The organism is Blautia stercoris, assembly GCF_054657695.1.
In genome coordinates, this window is the sequence record NZ_BAAHYF010000001.1 from 61304 (window position 1) to 80883 (window position 19580).

At 39.6% G+C, this 19580-nt stretch carries 23 protein-coding genes and 1 pseudogene; 21 read left to right on the forward strand and 3 right to left on the reverse strand.

The window, feature by feature from the left end; genetic code table 11:
- Nucleotides 1-6 precede the first annotated feature (6 nt).
- Entirely contained in the window at nucleotides 7-171 is a 165-nt protein-coding gene (locus ACYQ2D_RS00390; RefSeq protein WP_173684295.1) for a hypothetical protein, read from the reverse strand.
- Nucleotides 172-836: 665 nt separating this feature from the next.
- On the opposite strand from ACYQ2D_RS00390, the gene ACYQ2D_RS00395 reads away from it, so the two are divergent.
- The 16 genes and pseudogenes from ACYQ2D_RS00395 (at nucleotide 837) to ACYQ2D_RS00470 (ending at nucleotide 16244) form a co-directional block, all read left to right on the forward strand.
- Complete coding sequence (locus ACYQ2D_RS00395; protein ID WP_055056046.1) at nucleotides 837-1469, forward strand: PBECR4 domain-containing protein; 633 nt, start codon at nucleotides 837-839, stop codon at nucleotides 1467-1469.
- Between the two features lie 549 nt (nucleotides 1470-2018).
- Nucleotides 2019-2375: a helix-turn-helix domain-containing protein gene (locus ACYQ2D_RS00400; RefSeq protein ID WP_117467681.1), complete on the forward strand. Its 357-nt coding sequence runs from the start codon at nucleotides 2019-2021 to the stop codon at nucleotides 2373-2375.
- A gap of 27 nt (nucleotides 2376-2402) precedes the next feature.
- Entirely contained in the window at nucleotides 2403-2858 is a 456-nt protein-coding gene (locus ACYQ2D_RS00405; RefSeq protein WP_117843860.1) for a sporulation initiation factor Spo0A C-terminal domain-containing protein, read from the forward strand.
- A gap of 635 nt (nucleotides 2859-3493) precedes the next feature.
- Nucleotides 3494-4039 carry a recombinase family protein gene (locus tag ACYQ2D_RS00410; RefSeq protein WP_165853165.1) on the forward strand — a complete coding sequence of 182 codons (546 nt, stop codon included), beginning with the start codon at nucleotides 3494-3496 and terminating at the stop codon, nucleotides 4037-4039.
- Complete coding sequence (locus tag ACYQ2D_RS00415; protein WP_055172445.1) at nucleotides 4039-4293, forward strand: DUF6870 family protein; 255 nt, start codon at nucleotides 4039-4041, stop codon at nucleotides 4291-4293. Before ACYQ2D_RS00410 ends, ACYQ2D_RS00415 begins: the two co-directional genes overlap by 1 nt.
- 150 nt (nucleotides 4294-4443) lie before the next feature.
- Nucleotides 4444-6111, forward strand: a complete 1668-nt coding sequence (locus ACYQ2D_RS00420) for a recombinase family protein (RefSeq protein ID WP_165853166.1) — start codon at nucleotides 4444-4446, stop codon at nucleotides 6109-6111.
- Nucleotides 6104-7795, forward strand: a complete 1692-nt coding sequence (locus ACYQ2D_RS00425) for a recombinase family protein (protein WP_117843859.1) — start codon at nucleotides 6104-6106, stop codon at nucleotides 7793-7795. The genes ACYQ2D_RS00420 and ACYQ2D_RS00425 overlap by 8 nt, the downstream gene beginning before the upstream one ends.
- A complete protein-coding gene (locus tag ACYQ2D_RS00430; protein ID WP_165853167.1) occupies nucleotides 7785-9359 on the forward strand; it encodes a recombinase family protein in 1575 nt (524 codons plus the stop codon). Before ACYQ2D_RS00425 ends, ACYQ2D_RS00430 begins: the two co-directional genes overlap by 11 nt.
- Before the next feature lie 134 nt (nucleotides 9360-9493).
- Nucleotides 9494-9964 (forward strand): hypothetical protein, encoded by a 471-nt coding sequence (locus tag ACYQ2D_RS00435; protein WP_117467675.1) that lies wholly within the window; start codon nucleotides 9494-9496, stop codon nucleotides 9962-9964.
- Nucleotides 9958-10704 (forward strand): hypothetical protein, encoded by a 747-nt coding sequence (locus tag ACYQ2D_RS00440; RefSeq protein ID WP_117843857.1) that lies wholly within the window; start codon nucleotides 9958-9960, stop codon nucleotides 10702-10704. The genes ACYQ2D_RS00435 and ACYQ2D_RS00440 overlap by 7 nt, the downstream gene beginning before the upstream one ends.
- 25 nt (nucleotides 10705-10729) lie before the next feature.
- Nucleotides 10730-10891, forward strand: coding sequence for a DUF4314 domain-containing protein (locus tag ACYQ2D_RS00445; RefSeq protein WP_270844443.1), 162 nt, complete (start codon nucleotides 10730-10732; stop codon nucleotides 10889-10891).
- A 99-nt stretch (nucleotides 10892-10990) separates the two neighbouring features.
- Entirely contained in the window at nucleotides 10991-11284 is a 294-nt protein-coding gene (locus ACYQ2D_RS00450) for a hypothetical protein (RefSeq protein WP_117467672.1), read from the forward strand.
- Between the two features lie 66 nt (nucleotides 11285-11350).
- Entirely contained in the window at nucleotides 11351-12625 is a 1275-nt protein-coding gene (locus tag ACYQ2D_RS00455) for an RES family NAD+ phosphorylase (RefSeq protein WP_055172460.1), read from the forward strand.
- A gap of 99 nt (nucleotides 12626-12724) precedes the next feature.
- Nucleotides 12725-13258, forward strand: a pseudogene (locus ACYQ2D_RS00460) (ABC transporter ATP-binding protein); the annotation flags it as partial.
- A 13-nt stretch (nucleotides 13259-13271) separates the two neighbouring features.
- Nucleotides 13272-15686 (forward strand): ABC transporter permease, encoded by a 2415-nt coding sequence (locus ACYQ2D_RS00465; RefSeq protein WP_187558431.1) that lies wholly within the window; start codon nucleotides 13272-13274, stop codon nucleotides 15684-15686.
- A gap of 144 nt (nucleotides 15687-15830) precedes the next feature.
- Complete coding sequence (locus tag ACYQ2D_RS00470; protein WP_330600313.1) at nucleotides 15831-16244, forward strand: winged helix-turn-helix domain-containing protein; 414 nt, start codon at nucleotides 15831-15833, stop codon at nucleotides 16242-16244.
- 19 nt (nucleotides 16245-16263) lie between these two features.
- Here ACYQ2D_RS00470 and ACYQ2D_RS00475 read toward each other — a convergent pair whose 3' ends face one another.
- Nucleotides 16264-16521, reverse strand: coding sequence for a helix-turn-helix domain-containing protein (locus ACYQ2D_RS00475; RefSeq protein WP_186855517.1), 258 nt, complete (start codon nucleotides 16519-16521; stop codon nucleotides 16264-16266).
- A 173-nt stretch (nucleotides 16522-16694) separates the two neighbouring features.
- Here ACYQ2D_RS00475 and ACYQ2D_RS00480 point away from each other — a divergent pair, with 173 nt between their 5' ends.
- Nucleotides 16695-17030: a hypothetical protein gene (locus ACYQ2D_RS00480; protein ID WP_187558433.1), complete on the forward strand. Its 336-nt coding sequence runs from the start codon at nucleotides 16695-16697 to the stop codon at nucleotides 17028-17030.
- A gap of 94 nt (nucleotides 17031-17124) precedes the next feature.
- Here ACYQ2D_RS00480 and ACYQ2D_RS00485 read toward each other — a convergent pair whose 3' ends face one another.
- Nucleotides 17125-17475: a helix-turn-helix domain-containing protein gene (locus ACYQ2D_RS00485; protein WP_187558434.1), complete on the reverse strand. Its 351-nt coding sequence runs from the start codon at nucleotides 17473-17475 to the stop codon at nucleotides 17125-17127.
- Between the two features lie 524 nt (nucleotides 17476-17999).
- Here ACYQ2D_RS00485 and ACYQ2D_RS00490 point away from each other — a divergent pair.
- From ACYQ2D_RS00490 to ACYQ2D_RS00505, 4 genes are all read left to right on the forward strand, one after another.
- Nucleotides 18000-18440: a sigma factor-like helix-turn-helix DNA-binding protein gene (locus tag ACYQ2D_RS00490; protein WP_187558435.1), complete on the forward strand. Its 441-nt coding sequence runs from the start codon at nucleotides 18000-18002 to the stop codon at nucleotides 18438-18440.
- Complete coding sequence (locus ACYQ2D_RS00495; RefSeq protein ID WP_302578784.1) at nucleotides 18424-18660, forward strand: helix-turn-helix domain-containing protein; 237 nt, start codon at nucleotides 18424-18426, stop codon at nucleotides 18658-18660. Before ACYQ2D_RS00490 ends, ACYQ2D_RS00495 begins: the two co-directional genes overlap by 17 nt.
- A 398-nt stretch (nucleotides 18661-19058) precedes the next feature.
- Nucleotides 19059-19253, forward strand: coding sequence for an excisionase family DNA-binding protein (locus ACYQ2D_RS00500; protein WP_118511666.1), 195 nt, complete (start codon nucleotides 19059-19061; stop codon nucleotides 19251-19253).
- 93 nt (nucleotides 19254-19346) lie between these two features.
- The gene (locus ACYQ2D_RS00505) at nucleotides 19347-19562 is read left to right on the forward strand and encodes a type II toxin-antitoxin system Phd/YefM family antitoxin (protein WP_118511664.1); all 216 of its coding nucleotides are present in this window, start codon (nucleotides 19347-19349) and stop codon (nucleotides 19560-19562) included.
- Nucleotides 19563-19580: the final 18 nt, after the last annotated feature.

Sequence of the window (19580 nt, forward strand, 5' to 3'; positions counted from 1 at the left end):
TTATAATCAAACGCCACTGACAATGTCTGTAATCTTTGAGATATGCTCTTCCAGATATTCAATCAATTCTTTTTGTTTCTGGATAAATTCCTCCTGGATTTCAATCTGTTTGAGATAACCGGCAAGAAGTTCATCACGTTTTCTAAGTTCTTCTTTAAAATCAATATTCATAAGTGAACCTCTCTTTCTTAAGAAAAAGTATAACAGAAACATAGAAAAAAAGCGAATCACCAGAAAGTGCCTTTTCGTCAATCTGACTGTGGATAAATAGCTGTTTTATAATAAAAAAAGTATTCATGCAGACCTTGAAACTTCAAGAATGGGTTCCCAAAACTAGAATCTGGTGTATAACTTTTAACAAAAAGAACAGCAGGAAAAACTATAAACACAGTTTTTCCTGCCGCGAATGGTTATCCACAAAATAAAAAAATAAATTTCGTCATTTTTTACAATGACTTATGCATACCTCTGAACAGTAACTATAATAAGATACAACCAATCAATTTTTTGTGGAAACTATTGATATTTCTTAGGGTATCGCATATAATATAATTAAGCCAAAAGGTTTCGTGTAGCGGCACGTAAAAGCTGTACTGTGCCCGGGCAGGGTAATTACTGGGACTATTTGATACTCGGAAGGGTATTACGCCCACACCAGGGAGATACGGTGAGTCCGCGCCGGGGACTCAATGATACCGGCGACATTTTAGACATTCGGAAGGATGTCGCGGCTGACAGCCAGCATAAAACCGCTTTTTAAGATTATGGGCGCTGGATAACAAAAAAGTTGTCCAGTGCTGTTTTTTTATACTATAGTGATGATTGGGAAAAGATAGATGGGAAAACAACAGGATAGAGAGAAAATTGTACAGGAGATTAAAGTGGCTGCTGATCTGTATAGGAAGCATTTAGTAGGTAAAAGATTTCTATATGTATTTGAAGGCAGATATATTGAGGTGCTTTATAAAGCTGCCAATTTTAGGCACTTGACAGGTGTGGCCACGAACCTTTCAGCAAAAAAGTTTTATAGTTATGCAGCAAAAAAGATGCTTCAGGCTTCGCAGATATTTTTTACACCGCAGCACCCTTTTTCATTGTGTAAGCGTAAGATTAAGCATATCGGACAGATTGCAATGCTGGCTGGCTCAGAAGGATTTATGCTGGAAGAGATTGTTACAGACACGAGAACTTATAAGTTTGGCACAACAGATCTTAATTTTACTCTATGCTTAAATAAAGAGTATGATGATAAGGGGCAGCAAAAGGGCGATTGCTTTGTAGTAGAATCGCTGCGAGATGAAGATTGCTTTTCTAAAAGTAGAACAGCATATACAGTAACTCATATTTTTTCAGCGCCGAATGATGCGAAAAAATATACAAATTTACTGTTTTTAGATGAAAATGCAACGATAGACGGTCTTCCAGATGAAATTAAAAACATGCTGGATCAAACTTTATTACATAAATAAAAATGGAGAGTACAGGTCTTGGCGTATAGAAAATACTGCAGGATCTTCTTACGAAAGAATTTTTTAAGATAGAAAAGAGGTTCTTTCTATATGGCTACATCAAGTATCCTTACAGAGCTTGTGATTGAAGACCCCAAAAAGGCAGAAGCATTTATTAACGCACTGGAAATGTCCAGTCAAGATCCAGTATGCAGCCCGTCTGCCCCGTCCATTCCCATATTAGATAGTGTGAAAGAGATACGGAGGTTCCTGGAAAGAAAAAAACAAGTAAGCCTATGTATTGGCAAATATCTTAGATGAATAGAAGCTATTGGAGAGGAGTCGATATGTGACGTTCTCTCCTTTTTTATGTCTAAATGAAGAGATAATGCAGTGCTTTTTCGTAAATGGTGCAAAAATCGTTTTCAACTCGTTCAGATATAATAAATCTCTAAAACCAAAAAAGGAAAGAAATGGTAATGAAAATGGGAAATCTTGCCTCCATAGTCCATTACCAGGGAAAGGATTTGTAATTATAATAGAGCGTGTAATCAACGAGGAGATAAAAGAATGCAGAATGAACTTTATATTGTAGCAGATGCTATAAAAGCCTTGCGGGAATCCAGGGGACTGACTCAGGAGCAGCTTGCAGAGAAAGCGGATATTTCTGTATCCCATCTGGCCAAAATCGAAACACATGCCAGAGCTATGGGTATGAAAACCTATATCCGGCTGTTGGAAGCTATGGATATTCCCATAAAAGAACACTTTATACACATGGGGACAGCGAAAAAAGATATGATGCTGAAAGAAAAAATCTGGTATCTGGTACAGGATTGTGATGAAAGGGAAACTAGCCTTTTGATTTATTCCATAGAGGGAATTAAGAAAGGGCTAAAGAAATATCAGCAAGACAGCAGGAAGTGAGAATACAGATAGAGGAGGAAAAGGGAAATGTTATCAAGAGAAAAGGTGGAAGCAGTATTATTTAAAATGGGAATGCCTGCCAATGTAAAAGGATTTGGTTATATCGTAGACGGTGTTTTGCTTCTGGAAGAAGACAGCAAGATTAAAACGACATATCTGTATTTTAAGGTGGCCCAGCAACATGGCACGACAGGACAGAGGGTAGAACGGGCAATCCGTCATGCGTTTGATATTGTCCGAAGCTGCAGAGGTGATTATGATGTGGTGAACCATTATATCGGTTTTATTAACTGTGCCAATTCCCCTTCCTTATCCATGCTTACGATGAAAATACGGGAAGAAGCACTGGAAGTACAGGAACCAAAACCGGAAAAGAAAGAAGAAAATGTAATTACAGGAATTACCGAAGCCCGGCTTCTGGAGTTAATGCGGCAGGCATACACAGAATTCTGGGCAGATATGATTATCCGGTTAAAGAAATAAAGAGAAATGCAGACAGAAAACAGTCTGCCAAAACACATCAGGGTTATGGTGTCTTTTGGCAGGCTGATGTTTTCAGCCGGAGAGAACCTTGAAAACTGAATATCGGTATGGTGATATTTTTTTGAAACAAACGTGTCATTTCTGACGCTAAAATATAGAAATATCTTAAAGGACACAAAACATTTCGGCACATTCTATTTTGTGTGATGCAGGGTCATGAGCTGTGCGAAGATACATTTGTCCGCATTGACAGCAGGTAAGGCAGAAAAGAAGCGGATCAAACAAGGAATCGTAGAAGATGAAGGAAAAGTGTGAGCAGCGCCCGGACATAGGCTGTGGGTGGCAGGCAGTCTGAAAGCCGAATGATAATGATACCTTTGCATAAAACACTGCAACCAGGGTAGCGTCTGGGACATGCTGCAGCGGGAAAGGGTGCTGCAGGGTGTCAGGCGGCCAGCCGGGCCGGTCCTACATGCTCCCGTTCACACCGGGGTGAGAAAATAAAAAACATGCTGGCAGGGAAGGCCCTGCCGGTATGGTGTGTAAAATGGGTTCATTTTAGGGCTATGGGGAAACGCCGGTTTCTTTATAGCCCTGGAATGAAAACAGGAGCCAAAGAAAGAGGAGGCAGAGCAATGAATAGAGAGATGTTACAAAAACTGTTTTCAGAAGATAAAGAGGTCTTTCAGGGAGGAATGTTATTCCCTGCATGGATCTGCAAAGGAAAAAAAGAGATAGAAAATAGGAACAGTCCCCAGCGGGCGGCAGTGTATCTGGATATTCCCATTCCATGTGCAGGGCTTTTGTATTATGAAAAAGAAAAAAGCCTGCATTACTGTGAACAGCAGACATACCATGTAGTTACGATCCTGGAAGGTGTAGGGTGTGGTAATTCCATAGAAAAAGAAAACTGGCAGAGGCTGGCAGTGCTTGCAGGAAAAGGCATGATTGACGTGATTGTGGTATCCGGGCTTAGCAGGTTATCCTATTGTCCGGAGGAAATTTTACAGACTATGGAACTGCTCCAGGCTTTCCAGGTGCAGATAGACTGTATCGGTTATGGGATTTTAGATTATGCCAGACTGAAACAATATTTAATGCACACCTGGGAGAAACAGGAACAATTTGAGCAGGACTTAGATGCGCATCTGTGCAGTTGCTGTACCAGGGAAGGGATATAATGTTCTCGCGGGAAGAACTGCTGAAGATGCGGGAAATGACGTTTGAGGACATTGACCCGAAAGAGATACAAGATGTAGAGAAACTGAAGATTGATGTAAAAAAAAGCAAACCGGAGAAGGTCCGGGAAATCCTGGAGTCCGGAAAGAACCCTTATTTTCTGAAATATAAAGGGATCACCATAAAGATTGGGTTTGCTTCTACCAACCGTACCATAGAGGAAGCCATGCAAAGCCTTGTGCAGATGAAATGGTAAAGCTACGACAGGGATAGGGAAGAAAGCGGATTGTTGGCAGATTACAGGGTGGACAAACCTTCTGGACTATGGTAGGATGATGGCAAGGACCCAGTAGCCTCTATCATTTAGGGAATCGGCTGACGAATCTAAATGATAGGAGCGAATACAATGAAGAATCAAATACTTAAAAAAATCTATCGTGCGGTTGTTTACCTACGCCTTTCTGACGAAGATGGTGATAACAGGGAAAGCGACAGCATATCAAACCAGAGGATACTAATCCATAGCTTCTTAAAGAGCCACCCTGAAATTCAGGTGGTAAAAGAATGTGTAGATGATGGATATACCGGCACAAACTTTAACCGCCCCGGTTTTCAGGAAATGCTGCGTATGCTGGAAGAGGGGGAAGCAGACTGTATTATTGTCAAAGACCTTTCCCGTTATGGAAGGGACTTTTCCGGTGTTTTACAGTATGTGGAACGTATCCTGCCGAAAATGGGTGTGCGCCTGATCCTTGTCAATGACAATTATGACAGCCTCACGCCAAATCGTGATTTCCTTACCCTGAGATTTAAAAGTTTAATCAATGACCTTTATCCTGCGGATACTTCCAAAAGTGTGCGTTCTCATTTGTATGTCAAAATGACAGCCGGACAGTGTGTAGCGCCTTTTGCTTTTTATGGTTATCTGAAATCCGAAGAGGATAAACATAAGCTAGTTATGGACGAAGTGGCAGCTTCGGTTGTACGGGATATTTACCACATGAAAATGCAGGGCTGCAGCCTAACGGATATATCCGAAGAATTAAACCGGCGTGGGATCTTGACGCCCCTTCGGTATAAGCAGGTATATTTAAAACAGAAATTAAAGACAGGGTTCCGTCTGACGGAAAAACCGGTCTGGATGCCAACTATGGTGCGCCGTATCCTTCTTGATGAACGCTACACCGGAGTGTTGATACAGGGAAAAACCACAACGCCAAACCATAAAGTAAAGGTTGTGATCCACAAAGAGGAAGCTGAGTGGATACGGTATGAAAATGCCTTTGAGCCGGTTATCAACAGACACCAATATGAAGTGGTGGGCAACCTGATGAACATGGATACCATGAGAGGGGCAAAGGGGCTGGCGCTTCTTTCCGGTCTGGTAAAATGCGGGGACTGTAAAGAAAGCATGGTGCTGAAAAGCCCGGATAAAGTCCACCACTATTATGTATGTTCGACTTCCCTTTATGAAAAGCAGTGCAGTTCCCATAGTATCAGTGAGAAAAAACTGGTAGGGGCTGTGACAGAAGCAATCCTGCATTATATTTCTGTTCTGGTAGAGCTGAAGGAGATACTGGCGTATGTAAAAACTGCCTCAATCCCAAGACAGCGGCTTTTGGAAGAAGACAAAAAACTGGAGATGCTGGAAAAGGAGAGCCAGAGGATTTTAAACATTAAAGTAAAACTGTATGACAGTTTTGCAGAAGAAATCCTGGACCGGACAGAATTTGAAACCTTCAAAGCAAAGTATGACCAGTCTTTAGAGGAAATCCGGCAGGCAATGGAGTGCCAGCAAAGGGAAATCCGAAACTTGCAGGAAACCCTTGAAAAACAGCAGGAGTGGCTGGAGTATTTTCTGGAATACCGGGACCGGACGGAAGTGGACCGCTTAATGCTGGTAAATCTGGTTAAACGGATTGAGGTATATGAGCAGAAGCGTATTATCATTCATTTTTGGTTTGAAGATGAATTTGAAAAGGTATTGGGACTGCTGGAAACGGTAAACAGGGCAAAGCCGGATCAGCGTGTGGAAGCCTTCCTGAAAGGAAAGGGGGCGGAAGCAAGTGCCTAAGGTAAGCAAAAGAGGACAGAGAAGACAAAGCAGCAAGCCGGAAGTTAAGTATCTGAGAACCTATATTTATGTAAGGCTTTCCGAAAAGGACGGAGGGCATGGCAGAAGGGATTCCATTTATATCCAAAAACAGATCTGTGAAGACTACGCAAAGAAACACCCGGAAATGCTGGTGGTAAAAGTCTATGCAGATAATGGTGTGACAGGTACAACGTTCCAAAGGGACGCATTTGAAGAGTTGATGGAAGATGTGGCAAATAAAAAGGTTGACTGCATCATTGTAAAGGATTTTGCCCGGTTTGGACGGGACGCCTTAGATGCTGTAGATTTGATTGATGTGATTTTCCCAACCTTAAATATCCGGTTTGTTTCCGTTATGGACGAATATGACAGTGCAAACCCGGCTTGTGTAGAAGACCGGACCACCAATATTTTGAAACACTTTATGAATGATTATTATGCCAGGGAAGTTTCAGAGAAACTGGTACAGGCGCACCGGCTGTCCAGGGAACGGGGAGAGTTCTGGGGGTCCAGACCTCCTTATGGATACCAACGAGCAGAGGAAAACAGTAAGAAGCTGGTGCCGGAACCAGAGGAAGCAGAAATAATCCGGCAGATTTTTTACTGGTATGTGTTTGAAGAAATGTCAAGCTATGATATAGCAAGGGAACTGAATGGCAGAAAGGTATTAGGACCGGAAGACAGCTACCAGAAAAGGAAACAGGGAAAGGAGCCGGAAAAAAGGCGGTTATGGAGATCAGACGGTATCCGGAAGATTTTACAGAACCCCGTTTATATAGGTGCTGCTGTTTATGGGAAAACAAAACAGATGCTTGCACAGAATATTCCCCTTCAGATGATACCAAAAGAGCAGTGGGAAGTGTGTGAAAATGCCTGGGAAGCAGTTGTGGAACGGGCAATTTATGAGAAAGCACAGGAAATTGCAAAGGAACGCTGGAAAGATACGTTGGATAACTGGGCTGCAAACCCAAAAGAAAAACAGGGGGCAGATGGTCCTTTTAAGGGAAGGATTTTCTGTGGACATTGCGGAAAACGCCTTGGAAGGAGCAGGAGCGGAGGCAATGAGAAACATAAATATATGGTTTATAAATGTCCTTCTTTTTCCCTTACAGATCATACGGAATGTTTCCGGACGGTGAATGAAATCTACATCAATCAGGCAGTCAAGGCAGCACTCCGCTACCAGATCCAGCTTGCTGTAGAAAGTAAGAAAACCTATGGTGCAGAGTTTTATCAAAAGCTGGAGCAGGAGGTAGCAGAAAAAATAAAAAATGCCAGACAGAAGTATGAGAAATATGGAAGAAAACTGGAAACCTTGTTTGAGCATTATGCTACCGGGCTGTTGGACTGCAAGGAATATCAGGAGATTAAATCAATCTATCAGGAAGAACAGCAAGCAGCCAGGCAGAATATGAAGCAGATACAGCTTCGTGGACAGCACCTGTTAGATCAGGTGAAGGCAAGAATGGATTGGACAGAGGAACTTCTAAAGTACCAAAGATTTCAGAAGATAGAGAAAGGAATTGCGGACCGCTTTATTGAAAAGATTACGGTATATTCCAAAGACTATGTGGAAATCGTGTTCTGGTTTGGGGATTTATTTGAAAAGGAGCTGGAAAAAGAACTGGACAATATGGAAGGAGGTCTTCCGTATGCAGTGTGATTTTGTTTTTGCTTATCTGCGTCTTTCCAGAGATGATAAAGAAAAAATGGAGGAAAGCAACAGCATTAAAAATCAAAGGCTTTTAATTCAGCACTTTGTAGAAAACCAGCCGGAGTTTGCAGGGGCAAAGCTTTTCTTCTTTGTAGATGACGGTTACAGCGGTACAACGTTTGACCGCCCGGAATTTAAGCGCATGATGGGGCTGATTACCAGGAGAAAACGGATCTGTATCATTGTCAAAGATTTGAGCCGCCTGGGAAGGGATACCATAGAAACACAAAACTATATCGAAAAAATATTTCCGTTCCTTGGGGTGCGTTTCATTTCAATCAATGATTTTTATGACAGCAGCCAGAAACCTTCCGAAAGAAAGGATACGGAGATTAAATTTAAGAACCTGATCAATGGGATTTATCCCCAGATTTGTTCCGACAATATCAAAAAAGTTATGAGGAAACAGGCTGAAATGGGACAATATCATGGTTCAATCCCAACATACGGATATTGCTTCCATGACGGTGTTCATACAAAACTTCATCTGGATACGGAGGCAGCTTCCGTTGTAAGGGGGATTTTCGACCAAAGGTTGGAAGGAAAGACCTATGCAGACATTGCCAGGGACCTGAATAAAAAAGAAGTTGAAACACCTACCGTATATCTTCAAAGGAAAGGCTGGGCGCCGGAAGCAAAGAAATCTGTGAAATTCTGGGACGGAAATTTAGTAAAGCTGATTTTGTTTAATCCGGTTTATGCAGGACTGACGGTAAGAGGGAAAACAGAAACCAGGGTTCCGTCAAAAAGAGAGTACCGATATATTTCAAGAGAGGATTGGATTTGCGTAAAAGGAGGACACGAAGCGATTGTAACGGAGCAGGAGCTTCAGAAGGTCCAGGACATGGTACAGAAGGACAGAAAATATCATAGGTCTACACCGTCTTCTGAGAATATTTTTGCAGGCTTGATCCGCTGCGGGCATTGTGGTCGGAAAATGCGGATACGGACAGAATACAAAGAAAAGCCGATTTATTGTAAAAGTGTTACGACAGCCCCCAATGCTTCCTGTTATCCAAAGAAATATAAGCAGAAAGAGTTGGAAGAACTGGTGCTAATTATGATAAGACAGCAGGCAGCCCTTGCAGAGGATACCATAAAGCAGTTAAAGAAAGCCAATCAGACTTTGAATATTCCGAAACTCCGATATCGGAAAAAGCAATATGAAAAGAAGTTGGCGCTTTGTAAACAGGAGAAAATGGAATTGTATGAACAATATGCAGAAGAACAGATTTCCCTGAAGGATTACTTGACACGAAAACAAACTTGTATGGAGAAGACAGCAGCTTATCAGCAAAAGATACAGGAGATAGAAGCAAAAATTTTAAAGGGGGAGGAGGAAAAACAAAAGGAGAAATCAGAGGGACTGCAACTTTTTGTAAAATATAAGGGATTGGAAGAGTTATCTTATGAAGTTCTGCATGAGCTGATTGAAGTCATAAATTTTTATGATCCGGAACATATTGAAATTGTATGGAAATACAGGGACGAATTTCTGGAAGCAATAGGATAAGAAAGAACCGGGAGAGCTTATTGTCTTGGATTCCAGTAGAGAAGAAGATTTCATAAAAGAGGAGGAAAACGCTACGGTGTCTTCCTCTTCTTTGTATTAGGAGAAAATTTGGCAAAGAAGATGGGGGAAGAGCCATGTATCTTGAAACATATTCTATGGAAGAATTGATGGAACTGATAGAAGAGAAAGGATATTGTTCTGTGGAAGCAGTAGAAATTCTGAAAGAAATGGAACAGGCAAAAAAAGAGTATGATTTTTTACTCCGGGATTGTAAGGAAAAAGCGTGGAAAACAGACCAGGTGGTAGTTGATTATTACAGGTATCTCTTGGAAGAATTGCGGAAAGCGTTGCCCTATGATGCTATGGGAGGTCAGCACACGATTCCGATTCTGGTATTGCAAGAGTTCCGGAAACAGGATATTGTAGAAAAAATCAGGAATTTTATAGGCTGTCAGGCTGGGTTTTCTGATCATGATCTGTTACAGGAAATACAGAAATTTATTACCGTACATCTGGACCCGCAGGGAATTATCCTCTATATGGATGTACTGGGGAATCAGCCAGTGGCAAGGAATGCTTACAAACAGGGAGGACAAATGTGGTAAAAGAAAGAGTATTGGCGGTTCCGGATACAAGCATTTTTATTGCAGAACTGCCGGAAGCGACCAGAAACATCATAAGAAAAGACTTAGAAGAACACGCAAGAGAACATCATTACCGGCTGGAGTGGGATTTGAAAAATAAAGACTATGTAGCAATGAGCCGGAGATTTTGCGATATGGAAGACATTTATATGGATACCCATCTGCATTTTTGTGAGGCAGGGGAGGATATAGAGCTCTATGAAAAAAGCCTGCAGCGGACCATTTCTATCAGGTTATATCAAGACGAAGTAGAAGAACTCTGTAGGAAGTCTGGAAAAGTTGGGCTGTCAATCGGTGAACTGTTTGAAAACTTTGTTGCAGATTTGATTTGTGGTACACATACCAATGGTTCTGATGAACGCATGTATATTGAGCAATGGTTTGACCGGTGCTATTTCAGTATTATGCCAGAGGAAACATTTTTATCTTATCTGCTTGAAATGCGGGAGATAGACAGTGTTTTGGAATGCTGGGAAATCTTGCAGGAGTTGAAGGATCTGGAAGAGCCGGATTGTTATGATAAAGAGGAACTGGAGATACAGCAGAACACCTTGGAAGAATATTTTCAGGAATATAGAACCTATACAAGAGAACCGACAGAAGACCAATTGGAAGCTGCTATGGAAAAGGTGCTGGAATGGAATAAAGAAAGAGAGTATTTGTTGGAGGGAAATGTTCCAGAGAAGTCTTTGGGACGGTAGCCGGATTGGAGAAAGGAAGAAAACAGTGATAAGTAATGCGGAAAGAATTGTGTTAAGAAATATGTACCCACCGGGGTGTCGGGTAGAGTTGGAAGATATGGAAGCTGATCCGTATGTAAAACTGAGCCCCGGTGATTTAGGAACTGTACAGTTTGTAGATGATGGCGGACAGATACATGTATCCTAGGATTGTGGATACAGCCTTGCTATGGTGTTTGGTGTAGATCATTGCAAATGTGTTATGAGAGAGGAACGTTTGCAGGAGATATTACAAAGGATACAGGCTATGCCATTTGAGAGCTTGGAAAAAATGGAACGGTATGTTATGGAAAAATTATCAGGGGTTTTTCCTAAAATCAGTTTTCAGAAGAAAGAAGGGCAGGAGGTTTTTGTAGATATGGGAGTTGCCGCATTTATGAAGAAGGGTCTTGGTGTGGCAATTCAATATGAAACTGACAGCCAGCAGCACATCTTTATAAAAAAGATGGAAATGCAGGGACAGGATATTAAAGGAAAATTTGTCTTTCAAATGCAACAGAAACAGCGGTGGATTGAGAACAAGGATAGTAGAAATAAATAAGATTGTGATGATTAGTAATATTTGATAAGATATAAATAAAATTTATAAGAATATCGGGGGAACGATATGAGGTATTGCTGTGAAAAATGTTTTTCTAATAAGTATTTAAAAGAATATATCTTATCGGAGAGGAATGTAGGAAAATGTGATTATTGTAATTCCAATGGAGTAAACATTATTTCTACAGGAGAAATAGGAGCCTATATCCGAGAGTGTTTAAAAAAAGCGTATGAAGATATAGAAAATGGTACAGGGGCGTATTGGGACTCAGAAGAGAAACAATATTGCAATCGGACAGGAAGGAGTGTAGCTCCTTATTCAATCAGAGATATTTTAGTAGAAGAAGAAAATGTTTTAAACGAGGCTGTTATAGATACGACTATATTGGAAGATATATTTTCAGATTCAGGGTTAAGTTTTGAAGAAAAAAAGCAAGGGGAATCAGATGTATTTGAAGATATAGATAATTGTAATTTGGTACTTAAAGATGATTTATATGGCCTTGAGGCAACAAAAATGTATTATACATGGGAATTTTTCAAGTATATTACAAAATACTATAATAGATTCTTTGATATAGATAAGGATTGCCAGAGAAGAGATTATTTAAAAGAATTAGTACCATATATTTTAGAATATGATACTGTTATAAAAGCAGGAACGATTTATTATCGAGCAAGGAAATTGAACGATGAGAAATTACATGATCTGGATTATGCAGGGGTTTACAAAGAAATGGCTCCTGCACCCCCTAAATATGCAACAACAAATAGAATGAGTCCAGCAGGTATTTCATATCTATATGTTGCATCAGATAGAGAAACGGCATATAAAGAATGTCGATATAAAGATGCAACAGTAATGGTTGCTGAATATGTATTAAAAGAAGAATTGACAATTATTGATTTTTCTCAAGTTGCTTTTGTTACTACCAAAAGTATATTCAGCGAAGAATATGATCATGATTTACGTTGGATAAATAATTTTCTTGATGCATTTATTAAAGAGATAACCTCTCCAGTGGATGATAAAAAAGAAGATCATTCCTATGAATATGTAGCAACTCAGGTTATAGCAGAATATATAAGAAGCCTAGGATATGACGGAATATGTTTTAATAGCAGTGTAGGGAGAGGAAAAAGTTATGTATTTTTTTGTGGGCCAAACATGGAGTACAGTTCTGATGGATATGATTATATAGATGAATATTTATGGGATACTTATCCTAAATTGACATATTTTACGGACTGGTTTGATATTCAGAAGCTGGAATACAATTATGTTTTTCAAGATGGGGTTAAATATCGAGTGGAGAAGAAAATTGTTTTAAAAGACGAGTAATTCTGATTAACTCAAACTATTATGAAAGATTGCTGAAATAGGCAGTCTTTCTTTTTGTGTAAATTCAATATTTTTTTTGGATATTACTTGACAGGATAGGGAAAATCCACTCTGCTTCACATGATGGGAGGGTTGGACACTCCCACTAGTGGAACCGTGGTTGTCCGTGGCGAGGAACTGGCCAAAAAGAACGACGAGCAGCTTACCATTTTTAGACGCCGCAACATCGGTTTTATCTTCCAGAATTATAACCTTGTTCCCATTCTGAATGTATATGAGAACATTGTCCTGCCGGTGGAGCTGGATGGGGACACGGTGGATCAGAAGTTTTTGGATGAAATTATTCACCTGCTGGGGTTGGAAAATAAACTAAAAAATATGCCAAACAATCTTTCCGGCGGTCAGCAACAGCGTGTGGCGATTGCCCGCGCCCTGATTACCAAACCGGCCATTGTGCTGGCTGACGAGCCGACCGGCAACCTTGACAGCAAGACCAGTGCTGAGGTGCTTGGACTTATCAAACGTACCAGTGCCAAGTTCCGGCAAACCGTCGTGATGATTACCCACAATAATGACATTGCCCGTCTTGCGGATCGAATTGTCCGCATTGAGGACGGAAAAATCATGGAGTAAGGAGGTGACGGCTATGACGTGGCCTTTTGAAAATGATACAAGCGCCATTGTAAAGAAATTGGCAGATAGGAGTATGAAAGCGGATAAGAGAAGCAAGATTTTTTTGCTTTTGACAATCGCGCTCTCTGTCTGTATGGTTTTTTCGATTATCCTAATATCAACAGGCACACAAGAGGAATTTAAGAACACACAGAGGAATAAAGCACAGATTGGCATTTTGGGAGTTACGGATGAACAGACAGCTTTGCTGCGTCAAAACAAAGATATTTCATGGATCGGAGAATATTCCGCTATTGGCTTTTTTTATGTGGATGATAAAACAATTACGGTTGCTTACGGAGATGAAGATTACTTGTTGCATCAGGAAGAAAAGACTTTACAGGGAAGTGTGCCGCAGAAGGAAAATGAGATTATGCTTCCGCAGAATTATATTGACTTTTTAGGAAAAGCGTATAAACCTGGCGATGTTATTTCCCTTGACGTGACCGGCACAGGGCAGAAAGCGGAATATACGCTTTCTGGTATTCTGGACGACACAAAAGAAAGCAACGGATATTTTATTTATGTCAGTAAAGATCTTGCCCGGGATTTGGCAAAAGATTCTTTTCAGGTTACAGCATATACAAGGCTGAATACAGACGCCATAAGCTCCACAGCGATTCTTGATTTTGCCAGCGAAGCGATACAAAATACAGGAATTGTCAAGGAGCAGGTAATGCTTACAGAATATATTGCTGTTATGTCGGGGGTGATAACATCGGGTATTCCGATTCCAGTACCATTACTGGCGGCATTGACGGCTATTTTGGCGGCAACGATTGTCTATGGTGTCTTTTACACAAAGATTGTAAAAAATGTTCAGATGTTTGGGCAACTGCGGACACTTGGCATGACAAAAAGGCAGATTAAGCGGATGGCAAGAAAAGAGGGACGGTTATATGCCTTGACAGGTATTCCTCTAGGTCTTGTCATTGGCGCACTGATTGGATTTATTGGTTGTCCTGACGGATTTCGGCTGAAAACAACAGTTATTTATGCTGTACTGATCGCTGCAGTAGCCTTTATGACAGTGAATATTGCCATTTTTAAGCCTGTCCGGGTAGCAATGAACACTTCCCCAGTAGAGGGTGCGAAATATCTCACGTATGCCGGAAAGGCAAAAAACAGTCCGAAATTGCATCAGAAACTTACGCCGTTTCATCTGGCAAAATTAAATATACAAAGAAATAGGCAAAAGGCAGCCTTGACACTGCTAATGCTTGGAGTGAGCGGTGCTCTTTTACTGGTTACTTCTACGGTTGCTGGTTCTATTGATCCGGAAAAACAGGCGAGCTTTAAATATTATCCAGCCGGTAACATTCTTATACAAATAAAAAATACAGTGGGTAGTTCCTTTGATAACGAAGCGGAGCCATATGGAAGTGCAAAATTGCAACTGGAAGAGAATCCGCTTGAGGATCAGACACTGATGCAGGAATTAGAAAAGATAGACGGGGTAGAAAAAATCACCGCATTCGACAGCGTTTATATGACGGTTACTTTTTCGGGCGGAAGTGGTTCTATCACGAGCATTTCAGACTTCTTTCCGACCTTAAACCGGGAGCAGACAGAAGAAAAGCAGGCGGTGCTATCCTCTGGAACGGCAGACTACGATGATATGGTTGAAAAAAATGGAATATTGGTTGAAGAAGATATAGCACAAGTTGGCGATACTTTGAAGATTGAGGGCAGAGCCTTTGATGGCAGTACCTTTGATGTGGAAGCCGTTGTTGTAGGCACATACAACAGGTCTGATTTGATGGAGAATAGCCCGGTCGTTCCCGGAAGTCCCTACTTCATTATGACTTATGATACAGCGAAGAAACTGACAGGAATAACAGAGCAGACGGGTATTCTGGCAGTCAAAAATTCAGACGGACATTTTGACGAAGTTTTGACCGCAGTTCAGGAGATTGCGGATGAAAATGGAAAAATAGAAGTAAATACGATTGAGCAAACGATAAAAAATATTCAGCATCAATATATAGCTTCTATAAATGCTCTGTATATGGCCTCTGCTATTCTGTTTGTCTTTGGAAGTATCAGTCTTATGAATATGCTTATGGTTGATTTTCAGAACAGGAAACGAGAGTTTGGCTTACTGAAGGCTGTTGGAGCAACGCAGAAGCAGCTAAAATCAATGTTAGACCGAGAGATTGGTAGTTACCTTGGTGGCTCCCTGTTGGTTTCTCTTGCATTTGGAGGACTTATCAGCATCGTAGCATGTCAACGCTTGGATGCAGTAAACCATTGTATTTCGTTGAAATTGCCGTGGCTGTTCCTCATAGCGCTTGTTGCTGTTATGGTAGGTATTTATCTGATTTTTGTAGCATATGCCAAAGTTGAATTAAAGAAAGCGGAAATTTTGCCTGCCATACGGGAAGAATAGCAGTAAATCAGCGGAGTAATTAATAAATGCTGCTTCGCTGATTTTCAACTTTATCCGATTTCTTTGAATTAAGTGGTGTAGTGTGTTTACAATTATAGAAAGGAAAGCATAAAGGAAGGTGGTGCTTTTGGGAAGTTGCTGATTTTGTCCTTTGAAGATAACGAAGAACATATTATCAACAATATTTTATCATGTTTGAATGAGGAAACAGAAGTCTTACGACAGCAGATTGTCAATAAACGAAAACTGATATTTGATGGACTTCGCATTGATGAATATAAGCGAATTGTGGTTCGGGAAGATAATGAGATTGAGTTGACTTACACAGAGTTTGAAATCTTATTGTTGTTAGCACAAAATGCTGGAATAGTATTCAGTAAGGAGCAGATATACAATCGTGTTTGGAAAGAACCATATTTTGGCGATTATAATATTGTTATGAGTCATATCCGTAACCTACGTGAGAAAATAGAAGATAATCCAAGTAAACCAATGTACATACAGACAGTGTGGGGAGTTGGGTATCGCTTTAATAAAAATTTAAGCAGTGGTCTGTGAAAATAATCCAGATCACTGCTTATTTTTCGTTTTTGACACCCAAGAGGTATTCACAAGATACATGAAAAAATTCTGCAAGGGCAACTACTTCATAATCCGGTACAAAACGTGTTCCTTGTTCGATACGAAGTACAGTAAGATCACTGAATTCATATCCGGCAAGTTGCAGTTGTTCGGCTAATGCTTTTTGCGACATATGTTTTTCGATTCGTAGTGCTTTTACACGTTGTCCGATAAGGTTTTTGGAATTATTTTCCTTATTCCAGTAAATCTTCATTCAAACACCAACTTTCTAAAGATGAAGTGTTACATGATTGATTTTACGGAATATTATTGATAATATACTTCTAAAGATGAAGTGTAAGAGAATAAAGTTGTTGAAAATAATGCAAGGACTGATAATACTGCCTGCAAAATGCAATACTTATATGGAAAGGTGGATACAAAAAAATGAACGAAGTATTTGAAACGGTGGCAGAGGTATTGGAGGAGCTTCGTAGCGAAGCAGGAGAGCGTGAGTATTCTGTTTGTACAAAAGAGGCGAAAAATGCAGCTAAAGAATTAAAAAAGGCAAATCAGGAATATGAGAAGTTGCTGGCAGAGATTTCAAGAGAACAGAGGGTGCTTTTGGAAAAATATATGGATATTGTGGATCATGCTCATTTTCAAGAAGAACAAAGAGCGTATTATCAGGGAATGATAGATGCGATACAGATATTTGATGGATTGGGAATTTTGAAAAAAAGAAATAAAGTAAAAGAACTGCTTATGTATACTGAAAAATAGTTCAAATAAGGTGGAAGGCTTACAGGTAAGCTGACCACCCTATTTTAATCCAGAATTATTCAGAAATAATCCAGAAAAAATTGAAATCTTTCTGCTATTCTGTTTCATGGGTTTTATATGTACGAAGATAGGCTTCCACAAGTGCAAGGATGGTGGTTATCTGATCGGGCGTACATTCTGAAAGATAAATCAACAGCCTTTGGTAATCCAGATTATCGTTCAGAGACGCTGGATAAAAAAATGGATCGGCAGAGATGTGTAAAGCACGAATGAGCTGTCCGAGTTTTTCAAGACTTGGAACATTGCCATGATTTTCAATCTCTTTAATATATCTTGCTGAAACACCGGATTTTTCGGATAACTCATCATAAGTCAGCTTTTGGTCTAATCTGGCTTTCTTCAGGCGAAAACCCATGTCTTTATCAATTTTCTTAGATTTAGCCATATCATACACCTCCATGTATAGTGTATATTTCACTTTAGAGAAAGAAAATGCACTAATAAATCACTATTTTAGAGGGGTATCATGCACTTTTGGAAAAAGTAAGAAACTTTGGATATTGCATATAAAAAAACGCAATGTTCAAAGGTTTTTTTCGTGTTTTTATCCTTTGAACATGTTTGGGAGAGCTATGTATTCTGAACTGTTGAAGGGATTTTTTTGTGCTAATAAAAGCCAATCCTGCGTAATGCGTGGAAAGGCAGATAAATAAGTTGCATTTTAAGCAATGTAAATAGTTATGCAGTTGAGAGTGCATTATACCCACTCGGAACATGTGGGGAAAATTTAATATCAGATATAAACAACGTCCTATGGGTATTGGCCTGTAAGGGCGTTTTTTATATAAAAAAATTTTTTTCAAAAACAGTGTCATTTTTTCGACGCTGGATATATTTCCATTCGTGCTATGGAGTGAAAGGGAGATATTTCACTCTGTTTCAAGTGGGTACGGAAGGAGGTGAACTCTTATGGAGAAATCTTCTTCCGAGCAGAAGCTAAGAATAAGAAAACAATTTGATAGCTTTTGTAAAACTTTACTGAAGAATGAAATGATAGATTACGAACGAGAGAGAAATTATCGTTTCAAGCATGAAATTTCTTTTTCAGAATTAACGCAGAAAGAGCTAAAACAGTTGGAGATAATGGATGATTACATAGAGGAATCAGAAATGTTTCGTGTCTTTGATTATGATATAGAAGTAAAGGATGAGCTGATTAGCGAAGCCTTAAAGTATTTGCCAGAAAAGAAACGGAATGTTATTTTATTATCTTTTTTTCTGGATATGACCGATACAGAAATTGCAAAATATATGAACCTTGTAAGAAGTACCATTCACCACCATCGTGTAAGCTCGCTTAAATCTTTAAAAAAGATTATGGAGGAGATCAAGACTGAAGAAAAGAAATAATTCAAAATTACTGCCGTATCACATTATTGTGGCAGCGGCATCAGGAGATGTAGAAGCAATTAACCGGGTTTTGAAGCACTATGAAGGATATATTGCAGTTTTATCGACCAGAAAACTATATGATGAATATGGCAATTCTCATTATTGTGTGGATGAAACATTGCGACGTAGACTGGAAACAAAACTGATCACAAAAGTACTGGAATTTAAGGTTGCATAGTTCCTGCAAATATAACTCCCTTTCATAAAGCAGGTCAGAGTAACCAGTGTACCTTGAAAATTTCATATTTATTCTGCAGGACGTATGAAACAGAGGAGCTGTGCAGCAAATACGCCAAGACTGTCTGCATTATAACTTTGCGACATCGTGACGCAAAGTGAATATGTTGTAAACGAAGAAATATCAAAATGATATTGAAGTAAAGGCACGAGCGATAAATATTTGTCTGTGATCAGGAAGTGGGATTTTTGAGGCGAAGATACTGTTTCTGATAATGATACTTCCGGGAAAGCTGCCCGGTCTGGAAAGATGGTGAAATACCAATGAAGCTATTGCCCGATAGCTGCCTGCAGGAGTTGCTTCTATAATAAGGTAAAATAGTCATAGGAGAAAATTTAATGGAGTATGAAAGAAATTTAATGACAATAGAAGAATTTTGCAAATATGTAGGAATCGGGAAAACAAAAGCAAGAGAAATGATCTCTAAGCCCGGCTGCAAATATGTAGTACATATTGGGCGAAGAGTGTTTATACATAAAGAACTATTTGATGCGGAGCTAAAGAAAAGTGCAAAATTTCAGTTGACAATGTAAAAACTATATAGAAAAATATCATCAGTAATTTAAAATCATACTTGTGGTTGTGACATAATTATGCTACAATAATAAACGAAAGGAGATGAGAAGATGCCTAAGATAATTCCTATCAGAGAATTAAGAGATACAAATGCTATTTCAGAAATGTGCCATAATACAGAAGAACCGGTCTTTATAACAAAAAACGGTTATGGCGATATGGTAATTATGAGTCTGGAGACATTTGAAAAAAATTCTGGCATGAGTGATTTTTACGGAGATGTTACTTTTACAAAAGGAAAATACTCTGATTTAAAGAAAAAATAAGGCATCTTTGAGATGATT

Excerpts from the sequence above, each read along its gene's own strand:
- ACYQ2D_RS00505 (WP_118511664.1), top strand. The coding sequence starts at position 19,347 with ATGCCTAAGATAATTCCTATCAGAGAATTAAGAGATACAAATGCTATT.
- ACYQ2D_RS00485 (WP_187558434.1), bottom strand. The coding sequence starts at position 17,475 with ATGGCTAAATCTAAGAAAATTGATAAAGACATGGGTTTTCGCCTGAAG.
- ACYQ2D_RS00395 (WP_055056046.1), top strand. The coding sequence starts at position 837 with ATGGGAAAACAACAGGATAGAGAGAAAATTGTACAGGAGATTAAAGTG.
- ACYQ2D_RS00475 (WP_186855517.1), bottom strand. The coding sequence starts at position 16,521 with ATGAAGATTTACTGGAATAAGGAAAATAATTCCAAAAACCTTATCGGA.
- ACYQ2D_RS00415 (WP_055172445.1), top strand. The coding sequence starts at position 4,039 with ATGTTCTCGCGGGAAGAACTGCTGAAGATGCGGGAAATGACGTTTGAG.
- ACYQ2D_RS00435 (WP_117467675.1), top strand. The coding sequence starts at position 9,494 with ATGTATCTTGAAACATATTCTATGGAAGAATTGATGGAACTGATAGAA.
- ACYQ2D_RS00400 (WP_117467681.1), top strand. The coding sequence starts at position 2,019 with ATGCAGAATGAACTTTATATTGTAGCAGATGCTATAAAAGCCTTGCGG.
- ACYQ2D_RS00420 (WP_165853166.1), top strand. The coding sequence starts at position 4,444 with ATGAAGAATCAAATACTTAAAAAAATCTATCGTGCGGTTGTTTACCTA.
- ACYQ2D_RS00490 (WP_187558435.1), top strand. The coding sequence starts at position 18,000 with ATGGAGAAATCTTCTTCCGAGCAGAAGCTAAGAATAAGAAAACAATTT.
- ACYQ2D_RS00465 (WP_187558431.1), top strand. The coding sequence starts at position 13,272 with ATGACGTGGCCTTTTGAAAATGATACAAGCGCCATTGTAAAGAAATTG.
- ACYQ2D_RS00450 (WP_117467672.1), top strand. The coding sequence starts at position 10,991 with ATGCCATTTGAGAGCTTGGAAAAAATGGAACGGTATGTTATGGAAAAA.
- ACYQ2D_RS00410 (WP_165853165.1), top strand. The coding sequence starts at position 3,494 with ATGAATAGAGAGATGTTACAAAAACTGTTTTCAGAAGATAAAGAGGTC.
- ACYQ2D_RS00430 (WP_165853167.1), top strand. The coding sequence starts at position 7,785 with ATGCAGTGTGATTTTGTTTTTGCTTATCTGCGTCTTTCCAGAGATGAT.
- ACYQ2D_RS00405 (WP_117843860.1), top strand. The coding sequence starts at position 2,403 with ATGTTATCAAGAGAAAAGGTGGAAGCAGTATTATTTAAAATGGGAATG.
- ACYQ2D_RS00390 (WP_173684295.1), bottom strand. The coding sequence starts at position 171 with ATGAATATTGATTTTAAAGAAGAACTTAGAAAACGTGATGAACTTCTT.
- ACYQ2D_RS00480 (WP_187558433.1), top strand. The coding sequence starts at position 16,695 with ATGAACGAAGTATTTGAAACGGTGGCAGAGGTATTGGAGGAGCTTCGT.
- ACYQ2D_RS00455 (WP_055172460.1), top strand. The coding sequence starts at position 11,351 with ATGAGGTATTGCTGTGAAAAATGTTTTTCTAATAAGTATTTAAAAGAA.
- ACYQ2D_RS00500 (WP_118511666.1), top strand. The coding sequence starts at position 19,059 with ATGGAGTATGAAAGAAATTTAATGACAATAGAAGAATTTTGCAAATAT.